The organism is Arthrobacter sp. Cza30, assembly GCF_059090765.1.
Map to the genome: position 1 here is coordinate 233,389 of NZ_JBNHGA010000008.1, position 22,794 is coordinate 256,182.

21 protein-coding genes are annotated in these 22,794 nt (G+C 68.1%); 14 read left to right on the top strand and 7 right to left on the bottom strand.

All coding sequences use genetic code 11. The features are described 5' to 3' along the window. Window positions 1-77 precede the first annotated feature (77 nt). Window positions 78-785 (top strand): queuosine precursor transporter, encoded by a 708-nt coding sequence (locus AC5RVZ_RS25870; protein ID WP_494068602.1) that lies wholly within the window; start codon window positions 78-80, stop codon window positions 783-785. Here the strand turns inward: AC5RVZ_RS25870 and AC5RVZ_RS25875 are convergent. Next, window positions 752-988, bottom strand: a complete 237-nt coding sequence (locus tag AC5RVZ_RS25875) for a hypothetical protein (RefSeq protein ID WP_494068485.1) — start codon at window positions 986-988, stop codon at window positions 752-754. The two genes, AC5RVZ_RS25870 and AC5RVZ_RS25875, sit on opposite strands and share 34 nt — an antisense overlap. Window positions 989-1,308: 320 nt before the next feature. Here AC5RVZ_RS25875 and AC5RVZ_RS25880 point away from each other — a divergent pair, with 320 nt between their 5' ends. The 3 genes from AC5RVZ_RS25880 to AC5RVZ_RS25890 all read left to right on the top strand — a co-directional run bounded on the left by AC5RVZ_RS25880 (window position 1,309) and on the right by AC5RVZ_RS25890 (window position 3,092). Then, window positions 1,309-2,022: a TetR/AcrR family transcriptional regulator gene (locus tag AC5RVZ_RS25880; RefSeq protein ID WP_494068486.1), complete on the top strand. Its 714-nt coding sequence runs from the start codon at window positions 1,309-1,311 to the stop codon at window positions 2,020-2,022. Between the two features lie 324 nt (window positions 2,023-2,346). Further along, window positions 2,347-2,778, top strand: a complete 432-nt coding sequence (locus tag AC5RVZ_RS25885) for a GNAT family N-acetyltransferase (RefSeq protein ID WP_494068487.1) — start codon at window positions 2,347-2,349, stop codon at window positions 2,776-2,778. Continuing rightward, window positions 2,775-3,092 (top strand): hypothetical protein, encoded by a 318-nt coding sequence (locus AC5RVZ_RS25890; protein WP_494068488.1) that lies wholly within the window; start codon window positions 2,775-2,777, stop codon window positions 3,090-3,092. Before AC5RVZ_RS25885 ends, AC5RVZ_RS25890 begins: the two co-directional genes overlap by 4 nt. Before the next feature lie 127 nt (window positions 3,093-3,219). Here the strand turns inward: AC5RVZ_RS25890 and tgt are convergent, their stop codons facing one another. Then, window positions 3,220-4,563, bottom strand: coding sequence for a tRNA guanosine(34) transglycosylase Tgt (gene tgt, locus AC5RVZ_RS25895; RefSeq protein ID WP_494068489.1), 1,344 nt, complete (start codon window positions 4,561-4,563; stop codon window positions 3,220-3,222). Between the two features lie 174 nt (window positions 4,564-4,737). Here tgt and AC5RVZ_RS25900 point away from each other — a divergent pair, with 174 nt between their 5' ends. After that, window positions 4,738-5,796, top strand: coding sequence for an FUSC family protein (locus tag AC5RVZ_RS25900; protein WP_494068490.1), 1,059 nt, complete (start codon window positions 4,738-4,740; stop codon window positions 5,794-5,796). A gap of 42 nt (window positions 5,797-5,838) precedes the next feature. Here the strand turns inward: AC5RVZ_RS25900 and AC5RVZ_RS25905 are convergent, their stop codons facing one another. Further along, entirely contained in the window at window positions 5,839-6,615 is a 777-nt protein-coding gene (locus tag AC5RVZ_RS25905) for an SRPBCC family protein (protein ID WP_494068491.1), read from the bottom strand. A gap of 55 nt (window positions 6,616-6,670) precedes the next feature. After that, window positions 6,671-7,579 (bottom strand): DUF6707 family protein, encoded by a 909-nt coding sequence (locus AC5RVZ_RS25910; protein WP_494068492.1) that lies wholly within the window; start codon window positions 7,577-7,579, stop codon window positions 6,671-6,673. 360 nt (window positions 7,580-7,939) lie between these two features. On the opposite strand from AC5RVZ_RS25910, the gene AC5RVZ_RS25915 reads away from it, so the two are divergent. After that, window positions 7,940-8,191 carry a hypothetical protein gene (locus AC5RVZ_RS25915; protein ID WP_494068493.1) on the top strand — a complete coding sequence of 84 codons (252 nt, stop codon included), beginning with the start codon at window positions 7,940-7,942 and terminating at the stop codon, window positions 8,189-8,191. 85 nt (window positions 8,192-8,276) lie between these two features. Here the strand turns inward: AC5RVZ_RS25915 and AC5RVZ_RS25920 are convergent, their stop codons facing one another. Further along, complete coding sequence (locus AC5RVZ_RS25920) at window positions 8,277-8,816, bottom strand: NUDIX hydrolase family protein (protein WP_493976990.1); 540 nt, start codon at window positions 8,814-8,816, stop codon at window positions 8,277-8,279. A gap of 119 nt (window positions 8,817-8,935) precedes the next feature. After that, the gene (locus AC5RVZ_RS25925) at window positions 8,936-9,694 is read right to left on the bottom strand and encodes a VOC family protein (protein WP_494068494.1); all 759 of its coding nucleotides are present in this window, start codon (window positions 9,692-9,694) and stop codon (window positions 8,936-8,938) included. An 80-nt stretch (window positions 9,695-9,774) separates the two neighbouring features. On the opposite strand from AC5RVZ_RS25925, the gene AC5RVZ_RS25930 reads away from it, so the two are divergent. Further along, the gene (locus AC5RVZ_RS25930; RefSeq protein ID WP_494068495.1) at window positions 9,775-10,368 is read left to right on the top strand and encodes a YdeI/OmpD-associated family protein; all 594 of its coding nucleotides are present in this window, start codon (window positions 9,775-9,777) and stop codon (window positions 10,366-10,368) included. A 76-nt stretch (window positions 10,369-10,444) separates the two neighbouring features. Here the strand turns inward: AC5RVZ_RS25930 and AC5RVZ_RS25935 are convergent, their stop codons facing one another. After that, window positions 10,445-11,689 carry a glycoside hydrolase family 76 protein gene (locus tag AC5RVZ_RS25935; protein ID WP_494068496.1) on the bottom strand — a complete coding sequence of 415 codons (1,245 nt, stop codon included), beginning with the start codon at window positions 11,687-11,689 and terminating at the stop codon, window positions 10,445-10,447. A 165-nt stretch (window positions 11,690-11,854) separates the two neighbouring features. On the opposite strand from AC5RVZ_RS25935, the gene AC5RVZ_RS25940 reads away from it, so the two are divergent. The 7 genes from AC5RVZ_RS25940 (at window position 11,855) to AC5RVZ_RS25970 (ending at window position 22,720) form a co-directional block, all read left to right on the top strand. Beyond that, complete coding sequence (locus tag AC5RVZ_RS25940; RefSeq protein ID WP_494068497.1) at window positions 11,855-12,631, top strand: SDR family NAD(P)-dependent oxidoreductase; 777 nt, start codon at window positions 11,855-11,857, stop codon at window positions 12,629-12,631. Window positions 12,632-12,888: 257 nt separating this feature from the next. Next, window positions 12,889-15,885 (top strand): phosphoenolpyruvate carboxylase, encoded by a 2,997-nt coding sequence (locus AC5RVZ_RS25945; RefSeq protein WP_494068498.1) that lies wholly within the window; start codon window positions 12,889-12,891, stop codon window positions 15,883-15,885. Window positions 15,886-16,263: 378 nt separating this feature from the next. Then, on the top strand, window positions 16,264-16,953 hold the full coding sequence (locus AC5RVZ_RS25950) for an HD domain-containing protein (protein ID WP_494068499.1): 690 nt from the start codon (window positions 16,264-16,266) through the stop codon (window positions 16,951-16,953). Between the two features lie 270 nt (window positions 16,954-17,223). Beyond that, window positions 17,224-18,018: an IclR family transcriptional regulator gene (locus AC5RVZ_RS25955; protein ID WP_494068500.1), complete on the top strand. Its 795-nt coding sequence runs from the start codon at window positions 17,224-17,226 to the stop codon at window positions 18,016-18,018. A 216-nt stretch (window positions 18,019-18,234) separates the two neighbouring features. Next, window positions 18,235-19,509 carry a cytochrome P450 gene (locus AC5RVZ_RS25960; RefSeq protein ID WP_494068501.1) on the top strand — a complete coding sequence of 425 codons (1,275 nt, stop codon included), beginning with the start codon at window positions 18,235-18,237 and terminating at the stop codon, window positions 19,507-19,509. A gap of 4 nt (window positions 19,510-19,513) precedes the next feature. After that, entirely contained in the window at window positions 19,514-20,689 is a 1,176-nt protein-coding gene (locus tag AC5RVZ_RS25965) for a PEP/pyruvate-binding domain-containing protein (RefSeq protein WP_494068502.1), read from the top strand. Window positions 20,690-20,851: 162 nt separating this feature from the next. Continuing rightward, window positions 20,852-22,720 (top strand): PEP-utilizing enzyme, encoded by a 1,869-nt coding sequence (locus AC5RVZ_RS25970; protein ID WP_494068503.1) that lies wholly within the window; start codon window positions 20,852-20,854, stop codon window positions 22,718-22,720. The last annotated feature ends 74 nt before the right edge of the window (window positions 22,721-22,794 follow it).

Here is a 22,794-nt window from a genome sequence, read left to right on the forward strand (position 1 = left end):
ATACAGCGGACGTTTCTTCAGGTCACCGGGCGGTGCGAAACGTTGCGCGAACCACTACTACGAGGGTGAACACCAAGATGACACAACTGCAATCCCACACGCCTGCCCGCTTTGCCTCGATCGGCAGCCCCTACTTTGGCATCATGCTTGCCATCATGGCCGTCGTGCTGATCCTGTCCAACATCGGCGCCTCCAAGGGCGTGGCCCTGGGCCCGATCATCACCGACGGCGGATTTTTCCTGTTCCCGCTGGCGTACATTCTGGGCGACGTGATCAGCGAGGTCTACGGCTTCAAGGTGGCGCGGAAAGCCATCCTTACCACCTTCGCGCTGTCGGTCTTCGCCTCGCTGTGCTACTGGGTAATCATCGCACTGCCGGGCTTTGACGACGAGTTCGGGCAGATGAAACAAGAGGCCCTTGAGGGTGCGCTCGGCCCAGTGCCGCTGATCGTGCTGGCCAGCCTCTTGGGCTTTCTCGTAGGCCAGACGCTGAATTCCTGGGTGCTGGTGCGCATGAAGGAGCGCTGGGGTGAACGTCGGTTGTGGGCACGCCTGATGGGTTCGACCGGTGTGGGCGAGTTCGCGGACACGCTTATTTTCTGTTCCATCGCGGCCTCGGTCATCGGGATTGGCGATGTTCCCACGTTCATTAACTACGTGGCCGTCGGCTTCATCTACAAGACGGCGGTGGAATTCCTCTTCGTTCCCGTCACGACCGCCGTCATCGGGCGGGTGAAGAAGCGCGAACCGTCCTACAGTGCGGCGCCTTCTTCTTCCGCAGGCTGATCCTCGGCGGCGAGAGCCGGGACGCGTTCGCTGAGCTCCGTCGGAGACAAGTTCGCTGCTCCGCTGATCTCCTCAGGGGCGGCCCCGGCCTTGAGCGCTTCGTCGATGGCGGAGTCCAGGATCGTCTCCGCCTGATCCATTTCGCCCTGCAGCGTTTCCACCGCTGCCGAGGCGGTCCAGACCTGTTTCAAGTGCTCATCCATTGCTCTACTTCCTATCTTGCCGAGGGACGAATCCCGCCCGCAGGGCATGTCAGCATCGGTGATGCGGAGTCCGGGGCCCCGGAAGCCCCAGCTTACAATGTAAGCCCTTGGGAATCGAGCCCCGACGACGATTTTCCGGCGTCTCCTGTCCAAAACTTTTCATACTTCGGCCAACGGCGGCAAAACCGCGGGTTACCGCGGAAAATCACGTACTTCCGGTACCGAATTACCGGCGCGGTGAGCCTGCACGGACGGCGGCCGGGAGGACAGGGCGAGGACCGGCGCGTAGGCTGGTGCGCGAATGCAGGAGGGAGCGGTCAATGGTCGAACCCGAAACATCTTCGGCGGCTGATGCGGGGCACGGCGGTCCCGACAGGCAGCGATTGGATCGACAGCGGATCCTGGAGGCAGGCGCAGCGTTCATCGAGCAGCACGGAGTCCGCCAATTGAGCATGCGGCGCCTCGGTGCGGAGCTGGATGTCGAGGCCATGTCGCTCTACCGTTATGTGCCGTCCCGGGAGCATCTGCTTGACGGCATCGTGGAGATAGTTGTCGATGAGCTATACAGCGACCCGGAAGTGTATGTGGAACCCCGCCACGGGTGGCAGGACTACCTGCTGCGGCTGGCCCACGGACTGCGCCGGCTTGCCGTCCAGCATCCGCAGGTGTTCCCGCTGATTGCCACGCGCCCCACTGAGGCCCCCTGGGTGCAGCCGCCCTTGCGCAGCCTGAAGTGGGTGGAATCGTTCCTCAAGGCCATGACCGGCTCGGGGTTCAGCAACGAACAGGCGGTGGAGGCTTACAGGGCCTTCAGCAGTTTCCTCATCGGCCACTTGCTGCTGGAGGTCGCTGCACTCGGTGCAGACATAGGGCCGGTCGAGGAGGGCACGCCACCCCCGCCCGGCCAAACCGACCTGACCGACTATCCGCTGCTGCAGAAACTGCAGGGCCTGCTGTCCCAGGACCGCGCCAAGCAGGAATTCGAAGCCTCGCTGGATTGGCTGCTCGAGCGTCTGGACAGCCAGCTTTCCTGATCACGGATACCATCCGCGCCTTCGCGCCGCGGCGCTTCCGCTGCCGTGCTTCATCGCTTTCGCCCACGTGCCGCGGCAATGTCCGACGTCGTGCCACGGTGCCTTCGGCATCGCGCCGCGGCCCCTCCGCCGTCGTGCCTTCATTTGCGTCCGTAGCGAGGCAATTTAGCTGCGCCATTTTGCAGATTGATAATAAGCATGCTTTGCTTACATCGTAAGCATGATTACCGTTCGGTCCGGCACCGCCGGGTCCGAGGTTCCCAGCCAGGGGTCCGGTCGGGTCACGCCCGCACCTCCGGTTGGAGAGGCTAAGTGAGGAGAGGCATGCAGGTAATACGCAACAACTACGACGCATCACGCTTCGACGCCTATGTCGACGGGGAAGTAGCGGCGTCGTTGCAGTACAAGATCCAAGACGGTGAGATGTGGCTCCTCCAGATTGACGAAGACCGTTTGCACCGCGGGCTTGGCCTGGCTGACGAATTGGTGCGCCGTGCACTGGTTGAAGCACACCGTCGCCGCCTGCGCGTGCTGCCCTTCTGCCAGGAAGCCCGGCAGCAGGTCTTTAACCATCCTGTGTTCCTCCGGCTGGTACCGCAGGAACAGCGCAGCCGCTTCCATAAGTCATGGGCCTTGGAGAGCAAGGCCGGAGCGGGTCGCCGCCGGCGCCGGGTGTCCTCCGGTGTGGCCCGGACCTCCACCGCGCCGAAGGCAACGGCCCGAAATTCCACCGCGCTGAAGGCAGCGGCGCGATGAGTGGCAAACTCAAGGTCACGGTCCGCGTCGACTTGGAGTGTTCAGCCGCGCACATTGACGTACGCGGGCGGGTCGACGAGCGGAACGTCTTGGCCGTTTACTCTTTGGCCAGGCGGGCCAACTCGCTGGCCGCGGGACTTCAGATAACCATTGACCTGCAGAATGGCTCCGTGGACGGGGCAGTCCTGGCAGAACTGCAAGGATGCGCGGAGGCCGGAGCGCTGCCCGCACATGCCGACCCCGGGCAGTCCGATTGCTGGCTGAGGATTCTGGCTCCGACCACGGAGCTGTCCGACGTGGCGCTGGCTGCCTGAGCCAGACCCGCACCAAGACACGGAAGGCCGCCGTCGTTCTCACGGAAACGACGGCGGCCTTCCGCGTGCCCTGAACTGCCCCGCCTCCGGCCCGCCGAACCCCGGTTCCGGACCGTGCCCGGGCAGATCAGGCGTAGTAGCGGCCCAGCACCTCGGCCTTGAAGTCAAAGAAGGAACCGTCGTCGATGGCCAGCCGCGCATCGTCGACCAGTTTCACGGTGAAGCGCTCATTGTGGATGGAGATCAGTGTGTGGCTGACCATCTCGTTTGCCTTGTACAGGTGGTGGATGTAGGCGCGGGTGTAGTTTGCGCAGGTGTAGCAGTCGCAGCCGTCCACCAAGGGGGTGAAGTCCATTTTGAACCGGCGGTTGGACAGGTTCTTGCGGCCGTCGGGCGTGTAGAACGCGGAGTTGCGCGCCACCCGGGTGGGGGAGACACAGTCGAAGGTGTCGGCGCCGTTCTCGATCGCGGTGAAGATGTCGTCGGGTTCGGAGATGCCCAGCAGATGGCGGGGCTTGTCCTCGGGCAGCTCCTCGGTGCACCAGCGCACGATCGTGCCCAGGTTCTCCTTCTCCAACGCGCCGCCGATGCCGAAGCCGTCGAAGTTCATCGCTCCGAGGTCGCGGCAGGCCTTGCGGCGCAGGTCTTCGTACTGGGCGCCCTGAATCACCCCGAAGAGTGCCTGGTACGGCCGGTGGGAGCGCTCCTCGGTGAGCCGCTCGTGCTCGGTCACGCACCGCTCGGCCCACCGCCGCGTGCGTTCCAGCGATTCCTCCTGGTAGCCGCGCGAGTTCATCAGCGTGGTCAGCTCGTCGAAAGCGAACATGATGTCGGCCCCGAGCTGGTGCTGCACCTGCATGGAGATCTCCGGCGTGAAGCGGTGCCTGTCGCCGTTGAGATGCGACTTGAACCAGACGCCGTCGTCGTCCACGTGGGCCAGGCGTTCCTTGCCGGGTGCCACCCGGTCGTCGGAGCCGCTGCCGGCCGCGGCCGCGTCCATGCTGATGACTTTCTTGAAGCCGGAGCCCAGGCTCATCACCTGGAAGCCGCCGGAGTCGGTGAAGGTGGGGCCGTCCCAGTTCATGAACTTGCCCAAGCCGCCGGCCGCATCGAGCACCGCCGCCCCGGGCTGCAGGTACAGGTGGTACGCGTTGGCCAGCAGCGCCTGGGCGCCGAGCTCCTTCATCGACTCGGGGAGCACCGCCTTGACCGTGGCTTTGGTGCCGACGGCGATGAAGGCCGGGGTCTGTATCTCCCCGTGCGGGGTGGTGATGGTTCCGGTGCGGCCCTGGAATCCTCCCCCGTTGTCCTCCACTTGGGCGGGGGAGGGGCTGGCGGTGTCGGACAGGCGGCTGCCGACGCGGAAGGAAAAATCAGACTGGGGCACCCCACCATTTTGCCTTACCGGGCGACGGCCGGACTCCGGGGCCTGCGGCGGGACCCCGGGGACTGCGGCGGGCGGCGGTGGCATGGCTGCCCGAGCGTCCGCCGCCGTCAGCGCCGGGATCCCCGGCCGACCGTGTGGCCGGGTGAACACAGGTATGTCGGGTCTCCCACAGGATGACGGTTGCTTCGGGCAATCATCTTAGGCTTGAGAAGAGGCCATGCTGCAGCGTAGATACAGTGGTAACCGAAGGGCGGCAGAATGCTGAAGCAGCACGTGCGCGAGTTCTTCCGGGTGGGCCCGGCACGCCAGGACCATATTGTGGCCACGCGTTGCGGTCTCAGCGTGGGCCTGCCGCTGCTTGCCCTGCTGGCGTTCGGCCGGTTTGACCTGATGGTTTTCGCCGCGTTCGGCGCCTTCACGGGGATCTACGGCCGCGGCGAAGCGCACGGCTCCAGGCTGCGGCATCAAGGCCAGTTTGGCGTCCTGATCCTGTTGGTCATGTTCCTCGGCGCGCTCACTGCCCGGGCCGGTCTCGGGCCCTGGGGGATCGTGTTCGGCACCACCGTGGTGGCCGGGCTGTGGTCTCTGGCAGTCAATTACTTCCGGCTGCGGCCGGCCGGGGTCATTTTCTTCACCTTCGGTTATGCCGCCATCGGCTCGATTCCGCTGACGGCGCCGTTGTGGCAGGCCATGCTGACCGGACTGGTGAGCGTGGTGCTGGCCATGCTGATCGGGATCAGCAGCCGGTTGGTGCCGTCCTGGCGGACGTCCATGGCGCCGCCGCCGAAACAGGAACTGACCGCCGAACACTGGCGGGAATTCGGGGTGGAGGCCGGCGCGAATGCCGTGGCGGCGCTGGCGGCCGGGACCCTCGCCACCTTGGTGGGCCTGGGGCACAACTACTGGGCGATGGTGGCCGCGGTGGCCCCGATCGCCGGCCCCAGCCTGGCCCAGCGGGTGAACAAAGGCGTGCACCGCATCCTGGGGACCTTTGCGGGTGTGGCGGTAGCCGGGGTGCTGCTGGCCCCGCACCCGGCGCCGTGGGTGCTGGTGCTGATGGTGGTGGTGCTCCAGTTCGCGGCCGAGATGTTCGTGCTGCGCCACTATGCCCTTGCGCTGATCTTCATCACGCCGCTGGCCCTGATCATGACCGAGCTCGCTGCCCCCACGGATCCGCAGGAGCTGATGGTGGACCGGGCTTTGCAGACCGCGATCGGTGCGCTGGTCGGGCTGAGCCTGGTGTACCTGATGCACCAGCGCACCGTGCGCATGAAGAACCGGCGCCGCTTCCAGCGCAAGCACCGCGGCGAGGGATGAGCGGCTCGCCCGGCCGCCGTCCGGCCCGGGTGGCGGTGTGGTTTATTCGGCGACCGGCCCCGCGTTGCTGCCGAGCACCAGTGGGTCGGCGCCGGGCAGCGCGCTGCTGCGCCAGCCATCCCAGGCCTCCCGGATTTCCGCGAGCCGTCGGGCACCGAGGCCGTAGCAGCTGATCAGCACCTGGCAGCCGCCCTCCGGCCGGCCCTCCGGATGCGGCGGCGTCGTCGCAACAATCAGCAGGCCGCCGCCATGGTCGGCGTACGAATCAACCGTCAGCCCGAGCTGACGCTCCGACCGGAACCACACCTTGCCGGACACGCCCTCGCCGGTGGACAGCGTGGTGGAGTACGGCTGGTCCGGTTCCGGCAGGTTGTCGAGTCCCAGGCTGGCGAGCAGGCCGTCGGGCGGCAGCGAGTCCGCGCCGAGGTACGTGGTCTGGCGTAGGTCGTTGGGGTGCCGCTCCAGGGCGAACCGCAGCTGCTGCAGGAACGTCAGCCAGCCTTCGGTGACGTCCTCCCACCACTCGTCGGACTTCTCGCCGGACTCCCGGCCGCGCTTGAGGCTCAGCTGCACGCCGTCGCCCACCGGATTCAGGATAAAGGCATCGCCGTTGCTTAGCGTGAGCTGTTTGTGGTCTTCGGATTCGGTGGCACCGGTGAAGTAGATCTCGCGGATCTCCTCGTCCAGGCCCTTCATGTCCCAGCCGTGCCATTGCGCAATCGACCTGGGCTCGCGCAGCATGACCCAGACCTGGCGGGCGTCCGCATTAATGTGGACGCTCAGGGGATCGGTCGCCGGTGCAACACCGCTATCCGTCATGCGGCCGACTCTACCCGCGGGGCCGCAGGGGTGGCCAGAGTCGGGGGGAACGGGCCTAGGAGTTCCGCTGCTGGGCGTCCAGTGCGCGGATCGCCACCAGCTCGTTGCTGATCCGGCGGTCCAGCTCGACCGGCTCCAGGGTCTCCGAGCCGCCGTGCGTGCGCAGGTACAACAACGAGCTCAAGCGCAGTTCGCGCCACTCACGCTCCACGTCACGGTCGGCGGCGGCCATGGCGCGGTGGATTTCCTTGTCGTAGAGGTTCGGCTCGTTCAGCTGGCGCTGGCGGACCTCGGCGTTGACCTTCGCGCGGAAGGGGTCCTCGTCGGCGTCGTCGGGGGTGCGCAGCGCCTCGGCCAGCCTCTGGGCTTCTTGCTGGTCCTCCTCGTCGCCGGACTCCCGCAGCATGTAGGCGGCCATGGCCATCGTCGACTGAATCCATTTCCACCGGCCGAAGTTCCCGTCAAACGGCTGGTCGATGATCAGCCGGCAGACCGTGAGGGCGCGTTCGCGGTCGTCCAGCTCCACGAACAGGATATGGGCCAGATCCCGCACGTCCTGCAGGTGGCTGCCGGCCTTGGTGTTGAGGCCTCGGCTCAAGCGTGCGGCCAGCCGCTGCACCCGGGCATTGCGCGCGTGTGCCCGCGCTACCTCGACCACCACCGCCTCGGGAGTGCCTTCCTCGGCCGGGATCAGTTCCAGCTCAGCCAGTGCCAGCGCGCCGGGCAGCGGCGCGGGCCTGCGCGAGGAAGCCACACGGATGCGCGAGCCGTGGGCAATGCGCACCTTGCTGCCGTCTTCCAGCGTGGCCACCACCAGCGCCGGCGTGCCGAAATCGTCGGGTACGACGGCGGTGCTTGCCACCGGCGCCGAGTGCTCTCCGGAACGGGTCAGAAACCGGGCACCGGCGCCCACGGCCTCGGCCTTGACATGGTGGATGTATGTCTCGGCCTGCTGTTCCGTCATGGGTAAATCCTTAGTCACGCTCGCGATCGTCTGATCAGTATATGAATTCGTTATCTTTCCGGGGGGAGGTGCGGCGCGATGTCCAGCGCGCCGACCTGATGAAACGATGGATTGTGAGGGGACTCTCACGCGGTCCACATCGTGGGAATAGGGACGGTGCGCCCGGGCGTTGATCTCGGCACCGGATGCCGCGGGCCCATAAAAATCGGTATCCGGCTCGGGATCGAGGACCAAAGATGACCGCGATCGCCGATAGCGTCAAGATATCGAAGTTCCCGCCGGAACCGTACCTCGTCGGTTCTTCTGACGAAGCACCTCACGCACAGCAGCCCTACATTCTTGTGAAAGCTGAATCCAGCCATGAGCATCATTTTTGCCCCGGAGGCCCGCCTTGGCGAAGCGCCGACGCACGCCCCCTTGTACCCCGAGCAGTTCCGCAGCAGGAGTCGTTTGACCGTGCTGCTGCGCGCCGCGGGCACGGTCCTGACGGATCTGGCCAACCGCCGCAGCCAGCGGCCGGTCCCGCTGAAGCGGCTGAGCTACCAGGACCAGCACCGGGAGGAGTCCCGGGACCTCGCCGCCCAGATGTACGTCTGGATGCTGCCGAAGTAGCCGGGCAAGTCAGCCCGCCAACCCAACGGGCGGTCAGTCCGCCGGCACCCGGCCTGCGGTCAACGGGCCGACACTCGGCCGGCTGTCAGCGGCACCAGCCCGCGTGAGCCAAGGCCTGGCGCAGCAGGTTGCCGCGGCCGCCGACGAATTCGGACTGGACCGCCTGGCTCAGCGCATCTTCCGGCGTCATCCAGCTCAATTCCAAAGCATCCTGGCGCGGGTTGCATTCCCCGGTGACGGGAATGACGTAGGCCAGGGCCACGGCATGCTGCCGGTCATCCGTCAGCCCGGTCTCGGACGGTGAGGGGAAGTATTCCGCCACCGTAAACGGCACCGGGCTGGCCGGCAGCTGCGGCAGGGCGAGCGGGCCGAGGTCCTTCTCCAGATGACGCAACAGGGCGGCGCGGACCGTCTCGCGGTACATCACCCTCCCGGAAACGAACGTGCGCACCATCTCGCCTTCGTCCGATGCCTGCAGCAGCAGGCCGATCTCCGTGACATACCCCAGCGAGTCCAGCCGGACCGGCACCGCCTCAACGTAAAGCATCGGCAGGCGTTGCCGCGCCTCGTGCAGATCCTCATGGGACAGCCAGCCGGGATACGGGTCGGGAGTGCGTACGCTCATGTACTTGTTCTACCGCACCCCTGCGACGCCAGTCACGCCGGCCGCCCCGCACGGCGCGTCCGTTCCACCGCAGGCCAGCCGCGGCCAAACCCGCCAGAACCGCGGAACCGCCGGTCCCATCAGGGCCGAAGCGTCGGCGGCAGCGGGCGGTTTCCGGCCGATCCGTTTCGCGGGGCGCTGAACCGCAGGTACCTTTCGGCGGCCGGGTCCGCGCGGTCCGGATGCTCCACCAGCAGGACGTGCCGGCCGACCTCGTTCGCCTGGGAGCAGCGGTAACCGGCCGTGGCGAGGCGTTCCCACAAGGCGGCCAGGTCGCCGTCGTACTCAAAGGCCAGCCCAAGCTGCTCCGTTTCGCCGTGCTGTACCGCGACCAGCCCGCCGTTCTTTGCCGCGAAGTCCGCCCCGTCGCCCTCGCCGCTGACCCGGGGACGCGCGCCGATTCCGCGGAGGGTGGCCGCAGCACCGGGTACGTCCGGCGTCGTCCAAACCGGCATGACGGCCAGCGCCGGATCGGGCGGGTTGTGCCCGGCGACGTGCCCGAACGACGGCGCGGCGGGCTGGGCCAGGAAGCTGAGGCCCGAGGGTGCGGTGATCCGCGCGGACCGGCCGTGGCCGCCCGCCTCGATCTCCGCCCGCGTGCCGTCGGCCACGGTGCGGCGGACAAACTCGTCGAGGTCACGGACCTCGAAGCCGAGTTCCACGCGGCCGTCGGCGGCGTCGCCGGCATCGGCCAGGCGCAGCTCCAGCCGCCCCGAGCCGGCGTAAAACTCCAGCCGGGCACCGCCGTCGTCGGCCACGCAGGCCAGCCCTGCCGCGGTCAACAAGTCCCGCCACGGCCCCATGCGGGAAGTGGACAACACGGGACGGACGCGCAGCATCTGGGTTCTCTCCTTGGGCCGGGACGGGACGATACCCAAAAACACTAGACGACGCGGCCCTGCCGTGCTGCCATGAGGGCATGGCTGTTGAGCTTCCGGAGTTGTTGGTGCCAGACGCCGCCGCGTGGCGGGCCTGGCTGGAGGAAAACCACGCCTCGTCGGCCGGTGTGTGGCTGATCCTGGGTAAGAAGGGCGGCACGGTCACGGCCCTGGATTATGCCGCCGCCCTGGACGAGGCGTTGTGTTTCGGCTGGATCGACGGGCAAGGCAAGCGGCGCGACGCGGAAAGCACCTTCCAACGCTTCACCCCGCGGACGAAGCGCAGCATCTGGTCGCTGCGGAACGTCGGGCACATTGAGCGGCTGGAGCAGGCCGGGAAGATGCACGAGGCCGGCCGGGCTGCCGTGGCCGCGGCGCAGGCCGACGGCCGCTGGGAGAAGGCCTACGCCGGGCCCGCCACGGCCGAGGTGCCCGAGGACCTGGCAGCGGCGATCGCCGCCGTCCCGGAAGCGCAGGCGATGTTCGAGGTGCTCACCTCGCAGAACCGCTTCGCGCTGATCCACCGGCTGGCCCAGCTGAAGACCGATGCCGCCCGGCAGCGCAAGATCGCCGGCTTCGTGGAGATGCTGGCCCGGCAGGAAACACCGTACCCGCAGCAGAAGATGCCGTCCTGACGGCCGGCTGCTGCCCGTGCACTGCTCCGGCCGCGCCTGTTCACACGCCCGCTCGGACGCCCGTGCCCACGCCCGCTCAGACGGGCAGCGTGGCGGCGGCCTCCAGGGTCATCCAGGCCTGCAGTTGGGTGGACAGTTCGACGCCGAGGCCGGGCCCGCCCGCCGCGGAGGCCGGAACCGCGGGGTCGGGGGAGAAGACCATCACCTCCTCGGTGCGGTGGTTTCCGATGGTCCGCCCGTCCCAGAAGCCTAGCGCGGTGTCCAAGACCATTCGCGCGGCCAGTTCCCGCGTTGAATCCGGCAGCAGGTCGGAGCGGGCAGCCAGGGCCAGGTAGCGGGCCAAGATCCCGGTGAACAGTCCGCCGTCGCCCGCACCGTGCGTGCGCAGGACGAGTGGGCCGCCGTCGCCGGCGGTTCCCGAGGCCGCGGCGGCCGGGCTCTCGTCGTCGGCCGGTCCTGCGGTGGCGGTGCGTCCGCCGGTGGCTGCATGCGGAGTTCCCGAACGCCCCTGGACCAAACCGGCCGCGATGCCCTGCACCACTTCGGCGGCCCGCGCCAGGTCGGCGTCGCGGCCCGTTTCCAGCAGTGCCCCGAGCACCGGCCCCTGGTTGTAGGTGTAGACGTCGTCCACCAAAACCGGCTGGCCGCCGGAGACGCGGACGCCGTCGAGATACAGCCGCTGCCGGGGCGCGTACAACGTGGCATCCAGCCAGTCCAGGAGCCGGGCGGCCTGCGCCCGGTCGCCCGCGCGCGCCAGATACAGGGCCGCCGGTGCCGTGGCGGGGGTGTTCTTGAAGTCCCTGGCGGTGTTCCAGAACAGGCCGCCGCCCAGATCCGGGGTGTGCGCCCATTCCAGTTGGGGCAGCAGGCGGCGTGCCGCGGCCCTGTTCCGGAAGCGGGGCTTGTGCGCCTCGGCGGCCAGCATATCCAGCCGCTGCGCCGCCAAGGCCAGCCAGGCCATGTCGTCGTAGTAGGAGTTGTCGAAGCGGAATCCGTTGCGCCAGCGGAGCGTGCGCAACAGCCGCGCGGCGAGACGGCCGGCGCTCGGCCCGTCGCCGCCGTCGTAATGCTGGCCCCGGTGCAGCTCCCGCCACCCGGCATCCACCAGGCAGTCCACGAAGTGGGCCTGCCACCAGTAGTGCCACGGCCCGCCCCGGCCGGGGGAGGGCTGGCGGACCGCGCCCAGCACGGTGAACGGAAGGCCCAGCAGGCGCTGGCCGAAATGGCGGACGACGGCGATGGCAGCCTCGTCAGCGCGCCCTGCCGCGAGGGCGGAGTTGGGCGGGCGGAAGGCTCTGCCGCCGCCGGGCAGGGTGGGCATGTGGATTAGCCTAACGGCGGATCGGGGGCGGCGCAGGCCGGAATATGCCCGCCCGCCCCGCCGGTGCCCGGGGTGTGCGCCGCGCCACACTAGGCTGTGGTGTGCAGCGCCGCCGGTAGGCAGGCGGCCGGAGAGATGAGTGTTGAGGACCCTAAGGAGGATCCAGTGGAGGTAGCCGGAACCGTAGCGTTGATCACGGGTGGGGCGTCGGGGCTGGGGGCGGCGACGGCCCGCCGGCTGCACGCCGCCGGTGCGTCGGTGGTGCTGATGGACCTGCCCGGCTCGAAGGGGAAAGAGCTCGTAGCCGAATTTGGGGACCGGGCCGTGTTCGCGCCCGCCGACGTGACCAGTGAAGAACAGGTGCAGGCCGCGGTCGAGGCGGCCGCGGCGCTGGGGCCGCTGAGGATTGTGGTCAACTGCGCCGGCGTCGCCACCCCGGGCAAGGTGCTGGGCCGCGACGGGGTCCTGCCGCTGGAGGCGTTCGCCAAGGTGGTACAGGTCAACCTGGTCGGCACCTTTAACGTGATCCGCCTGGCCGCCGCCGCCATGGCCGCCACCGAACCGGTGGAAACCGAACTCGGCGGACCCGAGCGTGGCGTCATTATTAACACCGCCTCCGTGGCGGCCTTCGACGGCCAGATCGGCCAGCCCGCCTACGCCGCCTCCAAGGGCGGAGTGGCGGCCATGACGCTTCCGCTGGCGCGCGAACTTGCGCGCTCGCTGATCCGGGTGGTCACCATCGCGCCGGGCATCTTCGAGACGCCGATGATGGCCGGGCTGCCGCAACAGGCGCAGGAATCGCTGGGCCAGCAGGTGCCGCACCCGTCCCGGCTGGGCCGACCGGCCGAGTATGCGGAGTTGGCCGCGCACATCGTGGCCAACTCGATGCTCAACGGCGAAACCATCCGGCTGGACGGCGCGATCCGGATGGCGCCCAAGTAACCGAAGGGTCCGGTGAGCGGGGGAGTAACCGGCGCGGCACCTCCCGGGCGGCACCCCAGACAATCGGCGCCTCCCGGGCTGCGCCCAGGTAACCGGCACCGCCCGGACGGCACCTAGGCAACAGGCGCCTCCCGGGACCCGTCGGCGAAAGGCGAGGCGCCGCCGTCGTACGCTTGAGGTGGACCGTGCCGAAGCTTGGAGTCCCCGGGAACGGCACGCCCGCCGCAGCCGCCCGCAGGACGCGAAAGGACGCACCCATGCCGCACGCCGCCCGCGACCGGGATGTCGACTCGAGCCTGCGCGCCGATGTGCGCCGGGTCAGCACGCTGCTGGGGGCATCGCTGGCCCGCCAGCACGGGCCGGAGCTGCTCCACCTGGTGGAGCAGGTGCGGCTGCTGACCAAGGAGTCCAAGGAAGCGGCCCGGGGCGAGGGCGAGGCCACGGGGCCCTGGACCGCCCGCGAGGTGATCGACCAGGTTCGCGAACTCCTCGCGGGGCTGGACGTGGACGAGGCCACCGACCTGGTGCGGGCTTTTGCCTTCTACTTCCACCTGGCCAACGCCGCCGAGCAGGTGCATCGGGTGCGGCAATTGCGTGCCCGGCCGGAGGAAGACGGGCAGTTGCTGCGCACCGTGGCGCAGATTGCCGAGGAAGCCGGGCCCGAGGCGCTGCAGCGCGCGGTCAACCAGCTCGACGTCCGCCCCGTCTTCACCGCGCATCCCACCGAGGCATCGCGCCGCACCGTGCTGGACAAGCTGCGCGCCATCTCCGACCTGCTGTCCACCACGACGGCGGAGGGCAGCACGGCGCGGCGGCGGCAGGACCGGCGGCTGGCCGAGATCATCGACCAGATGTGGCAGACGGACGAGCTGCGGCACGTGCGGCCGAGCCCGGTGGATGAGGCGCGCAACGCCGTCTATTACCTGGGCAACATCCTCAACAACACCCTGCCGGAACTGATGGGGGACCTGGCCGAACTGCTCTCCGAACACGGCGTGACGCTGCCCGCCGACGGGGCGCCGCTGCGCTTCGGCTCGTGGATCGGCGGCGACCGTGACGGCAACCCGCTGGTCACCGTGGACGTGACCCATGAGGTCTTCCAGCTGCAGAACCAGCACGCGGTGCGGATCAACATCGGCTTTGTGGACAGCCTGATCGCCGTCCTGTCCAACTCGACGACGATCGTGGCCGCCAGCGACGAGCTGCTGGACTCCGTCGCCAGGGACCTGGAGAACCTGCCGGGCCTGGACACCAGGGTGCGCGAGCTGAACGCTAACGAGCCTTACCGGCTAAAACTGACCTGCATCAAGGCGAAGCTGCTCAATACCAGCGCGCGGATCCAGCGCCGGCTCCCGCACGAGCCCGGGCGGGACTACAGCTCGACGGCGGAGGTGCTGGCCGACCTGGCGCCGATCGAGCAATCCCTGCGCGCCCACACCGCGTCGCTGGTGGCGGACGGTTCGCTGGCCGCCGTGCGCCGGGCGGTCTCGACCATAGGGCTGCACCTGGCCACCTTGGACTTTCGGGACAACGCGGGGAAGCACCACAAGGCGGTCGCGGCACTGCTGGCCGCCCGCGATGCCGCGCGGACCCCGGCCGGCGTGACCGCGGCCTTGGGTGCCGCGGCGGGCAGAGTGGCGGGTTCGGGTGGGGCGGCGGCGGCGGTGGGCGGCACCGAATCTGCGGTCGACGCTTCTGCGCCGGTGGGTGTGGCGGTTGGCGGCGCGGCTGTTCCGGCGGGTGTGGCGACAGCTGTGGGCGACACCGACCCTGCGGCCGACGCTGCTGCCCCGGCGGGCTACCTCGATCTGGCGCGCGGTCCGCGGCAGCAACTGCTTTCCTCGCTGCTGCTCGAGCCCGGACCGCTGGCACCGCCGTCGATATTGAAAAAGAAGCGGGCACGCACGCTGGAGGTGTTCGGCGCGATCGCCGAGGCACTGCGCCAGTACGGCCCCGACGCGGTGGAGACGTACATCGTGTCCCGGGCACGCGGCGCCGACGACGTGCTCGCCGCCGCGGTGTTGGCGCGCGAGGCGGGACTGCTGGCGCTGGACGGCTCCGAGCCCAAGGCCCTGATCGGCTTCGCGCCGCTCCTGGAAAGCGTGGAGGCGTTGCGCAGCGGCGGGAAGATCCTGGACGACCTGCTCTCGGACCCGCAGTACCGCCGGATTGTGCGGCTGCGCGGCGACCTGCAGGAGGTCATGTTCGGCTACTCGGACTCCAACATGGAAGCCGGCGTGGCCACCAGTCAGTGGGAAATCCACAAGGCCCAGCTGGTGCTGCGCGACGTGGCCGCCCGGCACGGGGTGCGGCTGCGCTTCTTCCATGGCCGCGGCGGATCGGTCGGCCGCGGCGGCGGGCCCACCTACGACGCGATCCTCGCCCAACCCAACGGCGCGCTCGCCGGCGAGATCAAGTTCACCGAGCAGGGCGAAGTCATTTCCGACAAATACACCCTGCCGGAGCTGGCCCGGGAAAACCTGGAGTTGGCGCTCGCGGCGGTGTTGCAGGCGTCCGCGCTGCACCAGGAGCCGCGGACCTCGGAGGCCGAACGCGGCCGGTACCACGCGGCCATGGAGGTGATTTCCGGCGCGGCCTATGAGCGCTACCGGCTGCTGGTGGAGCACCCGGACCTGCCGGAGTATTTCCGGACGTCGACGCCGGTGGAGCAGCTGAGCGCGGTGAAGTTCGGTTCGCGTCCGGCCGACCACCCCGAGGCGGGTCCGGCCGCCGGCCAGGGGTTGGGCAAGCTGCGGGCCATCACCTGGGTGTTCGGCTGGACCCAGTCGCGGCAGATCGTTCCCGGCTGGTACGGCGTCGGCAGCGGGCTGCGGGCAGCCCGCGCCGCCGGATTGCAGCCGCAGCTGCGCGAGATGATCAGCAACTGGCACTACTTCCAGTCCTTCATCTCGAACGTGGAGATGACGCTGGCCAAGACCGACTTGGAGATCGCGGCGCACTACGTCTCGACGCTGGTGCCGGAGCAACTGCGGCACCTGTTCGACGACATCCGCGCCGAGTTCGAGCTGACCGTGGCCGAAATCCGGAAGCTGACCGGCGAGAACGAACTGCTCGATAACCAGCCGGTGCTACAGCGCTCGCTGCACATCCGCGACCAGTACCTGGACCCAATCTCGTACATGCAGGTGGAATTGCTGCGCCGCATCCGGACGTCGGAGCCGGACGAAGCACTGCAGCGGGCCATGCTGATCACCGTGAACGGCATTGCCGCGGGCTTGCGGAATACGGGCTAGCGCGGCCGTCGGCGGACGGGCTGGGACGCGCAAGCAGCCTCGCGGTGTCAGGGTGCGCAGGATGCCTCTTCGCGCGGGCAGGATGGTTGTCCGCGGCGGCCGGGCAGCGCTTATCTGCCCATGTATAGCCGTAATTTCCCATGTCTTGGCCGAGCTACCCCTGTCTGACTAGGCAAAATGCTTAAGCATGCGCCGAAACGTGGGAAGTTACGGCGCAAGCCGCCGGCATGCCGACTACCCGGGCAGCCTGCCCGTCTGTGACCCGCCCAAGCCGCCCGCCAGGCGGCCCGCCCACCACACCCCGCCCGCCCCAGCCCACCTTCCGTCCAGCGGAACCACCCGGTTGCCCGCCCGGCGATTGCTCGTCATGCTGTGGGCATGACGAAGCTGCTGCCTGCCGCCAACCTGTACGGCCACGACGTCGCCGCCGCCATCGAGGCCCAGCCGGACGGCGTGGTGGAACTGGATGCGCACTTGGACCGGATCTGGCAGCAAGCGGCTCCGTTGCTGGTCGTCCGCGATAACGATGCCCACACCCTCTACGCCTATGGCCTGGCCCAGGCCCTGCTGGCCGCCCACCCGGAGGCCGATGCCGACGTCGTCCTTCCGGCCATCATGCTGCACGACATCGGCTGGTCGCAGGTGCCGCCGGACCAGGTCCTCGCCGCGATCGCCCCCGGCGGCGGCCGGCCCGACCTCGTCTTGCTGCACGAGAAGGAAGGCGCTCGACTCGCGGCCCGGATCCTCGAAGAGGTTGAACATGACCCGGCGCTCATTCCGCGCATCCTGGAGATCATCGACGGGCACGACTCGCGCAAGGAGGAGGCCCTCTCGATCGAGGACGCCATCGTCAAGGATGCAGACAAAACGTGGCGGCTCAGCCCGCACGGCGTCGACACCGTGATGGAGTGGTTCGGGCTGGACCGCGGCCAGGCGCTCCGGCTCTGCAGCCAGCGCGTCCTGGGCCATCTCTTCACCGAGGAGGCAAAGGTTATGGCGCGCGCGCTGTCCGCGCTGGAATCGGTAACGTTGTGGCCGCAGCGCCGGGCGCTGCTGGCCGGCGGTTAGACTCGGTTTCGGCCGGGTGCCGCAAGGGCACCGGCTGTGAAGCTTCGCGGAACTGACGACGACGCTGTCCGGCTTAGTAGAGACGACGACGCCGTTCGGCTTTGCCCGGGACGACGGCGGCGCCCGCCTTTGTCTGGACGACGGCGGCGCCCGCCTTTGTCTGGACGACGGCGATGCCCGCCTTTGTCTGGACGACGGCGATGCCCGGCTTTATCGGGCGACGGCGGTGCCGGGTTACGTCAGACCGGCGGCGGAATATGGGAGGCAGCTATGGCCGGCGGTAGCCGAGATCCGGGACGCACGGTCACGTCCCGCGTGCTGGCCATCCTTGAAGCCTTCGAGCAATCCCGCAGCGCGCTGAGCCTGACCCAGATTTCCGAGGGTTCCGGCCTGCCGTTGAGCACCACGCACCGGCTGGTCGCGGAATTGACGGAATGGGGCTTCCTGTCCCGCGGGGCCAACGGCCGCTATCAACTGGGCATCCGCCTCTGGGAGTTGGCGCAAAACGCCGGCCGGCAACTGCGCGACGCCGCGCGCCCCTTCGTGCAGGACCTGTTCTCCCTGACCGGCGAGACGTCACAGCTGGCGGTCCGGGAAGGCCACGAGGTGCTGTACATCGAGCGTATCTACGGCACCAAGCGCGTGCCCCGTGCCTCGCGGGTCGGTGGCCGGCTGCCGATGCACGCCACCGCCGTCGGGAAAGTCATCCTCGCGTACGAGGAGGAGTGGGTGCGCACCGCCTACTTGAACCGGCAGCTGGAACGTCCCACCGCCCACACCCACATTGTTCCCGGGCGCCTGGCGGAGGAACTGGTCCAGATTCGCGAGCAGGGCTACGCCACCACGCTGGAGGAAGTCCGGCTCGGCTCCTGCTCCATCGCCGTGCCCGTTTTCCATACCGGTCGGATCGGGGCCGGGCTGGGATTGGTGTTGCTGACGTCGCAGGCCCCCACGATGACGCGGCACCTTCCGGCGCTGCGCGGTGTCTCGGCACAGATCGAACGCGCCACCGCGCACATCCCGCTGGAGTCTTTGCTGGGAAGCCACATCACACGGAAGGCCTGAGCGCGCGGCCCAAATCGCGCTGGAGCCACTGCCGGCCAGCTCCGCCAAGCAACGCCTGACCACGCCGCCGCGTGCCACGAGACGCTAAGCACTATTCGTTTCCACTGAGTGGAAGGGCCCCTTAGGCCTTGAGAGTGACGTGGGCAACACTGGAGTCTAATCAGCCCGCTGAAACCGACAACGGCGACGGCGGAAGCAGACCCCAAGGAGTTCCAGATGTCATCTTCGACCGAAACGGCAGCTTGCCCGTTCGGCCACGGTGCCGAGGCCCCCGCAGGGCACCACGGCTATGAGCCGTTCCAAATGAAGGACCCGTTCCCGGCCTACACGGAGCTGCGGAACGAACAGCCCGTCATGTTTGACGAGCGCGTCGGCTACTACGTGGTTTCCCGCTATGACGACATCAAGGCTGTTTTCGAAGACTGGGAGACCTTCTCCAGCGAGAACGCCCAGGCACCGGTGCGCAAGCGCGGCCCGCAGGCCACCAAGATCATGGAAGAGGGCGGCTTCACCGCCTATTCGGGGCTTTCAGCCCGCCGCCCGCCGGAGCACACCCGGATCCGTGCAGTGGCCCAAAAGGCTTTCACCCCGCGCCGCTACAAGGCGCTGGAACCGTTCATCCGGCAGAACGTGGTGGACCAGCTGGAAGCTATGCTGGCCCACCCCGATCGCCGCGGCGAACTCGTGAAGGACCTGGCCTACACCGTCCCGACGGTCACGATCCTGACGCTGATCGGCGCTGATGTCTCCCAGGTGGACACGTTCAAGCGCTGGTCCGATTCCCGCGCGGCGATGACCTGGGGCGACCTCAGCGACGAGGAGCAGATCCCGCACGCCCACAACCTGGTGGAGTACTGGCAGGAATGCCTGCGCCTGGTCCGCGTCGCCCACGAAGAAGGCGGCGACAACCTGACCGGCGACCTGGTCAAGGCCCAGCAGGACGGGGCGGAGATCAGCGACCACGAGATCGCCTCCATCCTCTACTCCCTGCTGTTCGCCGGACACGAGACCACCACCACCCTGATCGCCAACTCCCTGCGCGTGCTGCTGGCTCGTCCGGACCAATGGCAGCAGCTGGTGGAGGAACCCCGGAAAATTCCGGCAGCCATCGACGAGGTGCTGCGCTTCTCCGGCTCCATCGTCGGCTGGCGCCGGAAGGCGCTCAAGGACACCGAAGTCGGCGGGGTCAAGATCCCGGAGGGCGGCGAATTGCTGCTGCTGATGGGCTCCGCCAACCGCGATGCCGCCCGCTTCGAAGACAGCGAGGAGTTCGACATCTCCCGCGGCAACGCCCGCGAACACCTGTCCTTCGGCTTCGGCATCCACTACTGCCTGGGCAACATGCTCGCCAAACTGCAGGCCAAGATCGCCCTGGAAGAGGTGGCGCGGCTGGCACCGAACCTGAAGCTGGAGAACCCCGGAAACATCGAGTTCCGCGAAAACATCTCCTTCCGAGTCCCCGAAACCGTCCCCGTCAGCTGGGAGGCCTGAGCCCATGCGCAGCAACGAATTTATCCAGTTTTTCGACGGCGGCATCGAGCCCACGCTCGAGAACCTCGGCGGCAAGGGCGCCTCGCTGGTCACCATGACCTCGGCGGGCATGCCGGTGCCCCCGGGATTCGTCGTCACGACCGCCCAGTTTGACCGCTTCATGCAGGAAGCCGGGATCACCGAGCACATCAACCAACTGCTGGCCGGCCTGGACCCGGAAGACATCGCCCAGGTGGACGCGGTATCCGCCTCCATCCGCGAAGACATCTGCTCCCGCCCGGTACCGGCCGACATGCGCGCCCAGACCGTCGAGGCCTATGACGCCCTGATGTCCCGCTTTGACGCGCCGGTCCCGGTGGCGGTGCGTTCCTCCGCAACCGCCGAGGACCTGCCGGATGCCTCCTTCGCCGGACAGCAGGACACCTACCTCTGGCTGGAAGGCTTCGCCGCCGTCGGCGAACACATTCGCAGCTGCTGGGCATCGCTCTACACCTCGCGCGCCATCATCTACCGGCTGAAGAACAACATCCCGGACCAGGGCCTGTCGATGGCCGTCGTCGTGCAGAAGATGGTCAACGCCAGGGTCTCCGGCGTCGCCATGACCCTGGACCCGGCCAACGGCGACCGCTCCAAGATCACCATCGACGCGTCCTACGGCGTCGGCGAAATGGTGGTGTCGGGGCAGGTCACGCCGGACAACATCGTGCTGGACAAGGTCACGCTGGCCCCGGTCGCCGAACACCTGGGCGACAAGCACGCCGAACTGATACCCGATGCCGCCGCGCGCACCCTCGTGGAGCGGGAGGTCGACGCCGAGCGGCGGGCCCGGCGCAGCCTGACCGACGACGAACTGCTCGCCGTGGCACGGATGGCCAAGCGGGCCGAGAAACACTACAAGTGCCCGCAGGACATCGAGTGGGCGCTGGACAGGGACCTGCCCGACGGCGAAAACCTGCTGCTGCTGCAGTCCCGGCCGGAAACCGTGCACTCCTCCAAGAAGCCTGTGGCGTCGTCGTCCGCAGTGCCGGGAGGCGGCGGATACGCCGCGGCCCTCGGTGCTGCTCCCGCGACGGCGGCCGCCTCCTCAACCGGGAATGCAGGAGCCGCGAACGCAGGCACCGCCGCCGGCGGCTTCAGCCTGGGCAGCATCACCGCCTCGCTGCTGAAGCCCTCCGCCTGACCATTGCCCCGAACTGTTCCGCCTGTTCCACCGCACGGCAGCAAGGTTCCGCCTGTTCCACCGCACGGCAGCAAGGCTTTAACAGCTCCACCGCAAGGTTCCACCGTTCCACCGAACCGCCCACCGAAGGCTCAACGCAGAGCCGCCACCGAAAGGACCGCCATGTCTATGAAGTCCTTCCCGAAGCCCTCCGAACTGCCGGTCCCCGCCGGCGCCGAGGGCTGGGAGAAGATCTACCCTTACTATCTCGTGTTCCAGGACAAGCTCAAGGAACAGGAAGACGCCAAGTTCTGGTTCTGCGACAGCCAGCACTGGCCCACCGTCTACAAGCCGTTCGAGACCATCGGCGGCGAGTTCGCGGTCAAGTGCCTGGGCCAGTACAACGCCCGGCACCTGATGATCCCCAACGCCAACGGCATCGAGTTCCGGGTGCACCTGGGCTACCTGTACATGTCGCCGATCCCGGTCCCGGAGGACCAGATCGCCGCCCGGGTCCCGCATTTCGAGCAGCGCGTGGGCCACTACTTCCAGAACTGGGAGGAACTGCTCAAGCAATGGCACGTGAAAGTCCGCGGCACCATCGACGAAATGGAAACCATCTCGTTCAAAAAGCTGCCGGACATGGTCCCGATGGAAGACATCACCACCGGCAAGGCCATGGACGGTTCCGAGGTGTTGCTGGAGAACTACGACCGGCTGATCCAGCTGGCCTACCAGAACTGGCAGTACCACTTCGAGTTCCTGAACCTGGGCTACATCGCCTACTTGGACTTCTTCAACTTCTGCAAGGAAGTCTTCCCGAACATCCCCGACCAGTCGATCGCCACCATGGTGCAGGGCGTGGACATGGAACTCTTCCGCCCGGACGACGAGCTCAAGCACCTCGCCAAGCTGGCCGTGGAGCTGGGCCTGCAGTCCGCCTTCGGCAACACGGACGACGTCGATGCCACCTTGGCCGCGGTCGGCGCCTCCGAGGGCGGCGACCGCTGGATCGCGCGCTACGAGGAAGCCAAGGACCCGTGGTTCAACTTCACCGTGGGCAACGGCTTCTACGGGCACGACAAGTACTGGAACGAACACCAGGAAATCCCGCTGGGCTACATCGCCGACTACATCCGCCGGCTGGACGAAGGCCAGGACATCATGCGCCCGGTCGAGGAGCTGGTGGCGGAGAAGGAACGGATCGTGGAGGAATACCGCGAACTGCTCGACGGCGAGACCCTGGCCGCCTTCGACGCCAAGCGCCAGCTGGCCGCCACCGCCTACCCGTACGTGGAAAACCACAACTTCTACATCGAGCACTGGACCATGGGCGTCTTCTGGCGCAAGATCCGCGAGCTGTCGCGGATGATGCACGCCGAGGGATTCTGGACCGAGCCGTACGACCTGCTCTACCTGAACCGGAACGAGGTCCGCGACGCGCTCTTCGACCTGGTCACCGGCTGGGGCGTGGGTGCCGAACCGATCGGCCCCACCTACTGGCCGGAGGAAATCGAGCGCCGCCGCAAGATCGTGGACGCGCTGAAGACCGCGCGGCCGGCACCGGCGCTCAACACCCCGCCGGCCTCGATCACCGAACCCTTCACCCGGATGCTCTGGGGCATCACCACCGAACAGGTCCAGCAGTGGCTGGGCGAGGGCGAAGAGGTCGAAGGCGGCGGACTGCGCGGCATGGCCGCGTCCCCGGGCATCGTCGAGGGGTACGCACGGGTGGTCCACGATTCCGACCAGCTCTCCGAGGTACAGCAGGACGAGATCCTGGTCGCCACCGTGACCGCGCCGAGCTGGGGGCCGATCTTCGGCAAGATCAAGGCCACCGTCACGGACATCGGCGGCATGATGAGCCACGCCGCGATTGTCTGCCGAGAGTACGGGCTGCCGGCCGTGACCGGCACCGGCTCGGCCTCCACCACCATCAAGACCGGCCAGCGGCTGCGGGTGGACGGGACCAAGGGCACCGTGCAGATCCTGGACGTTGAGGAAGCCGCCGAACCGGCCGTCACCGGGCCGGGAGCACACAGCCACACCTGAGTTTCCGGTACCGCCGCAACTCAGGTACACCAAGTGCCGGGCCGGGCAAAGCCGGCACCCCCAGCGGGCCCGGT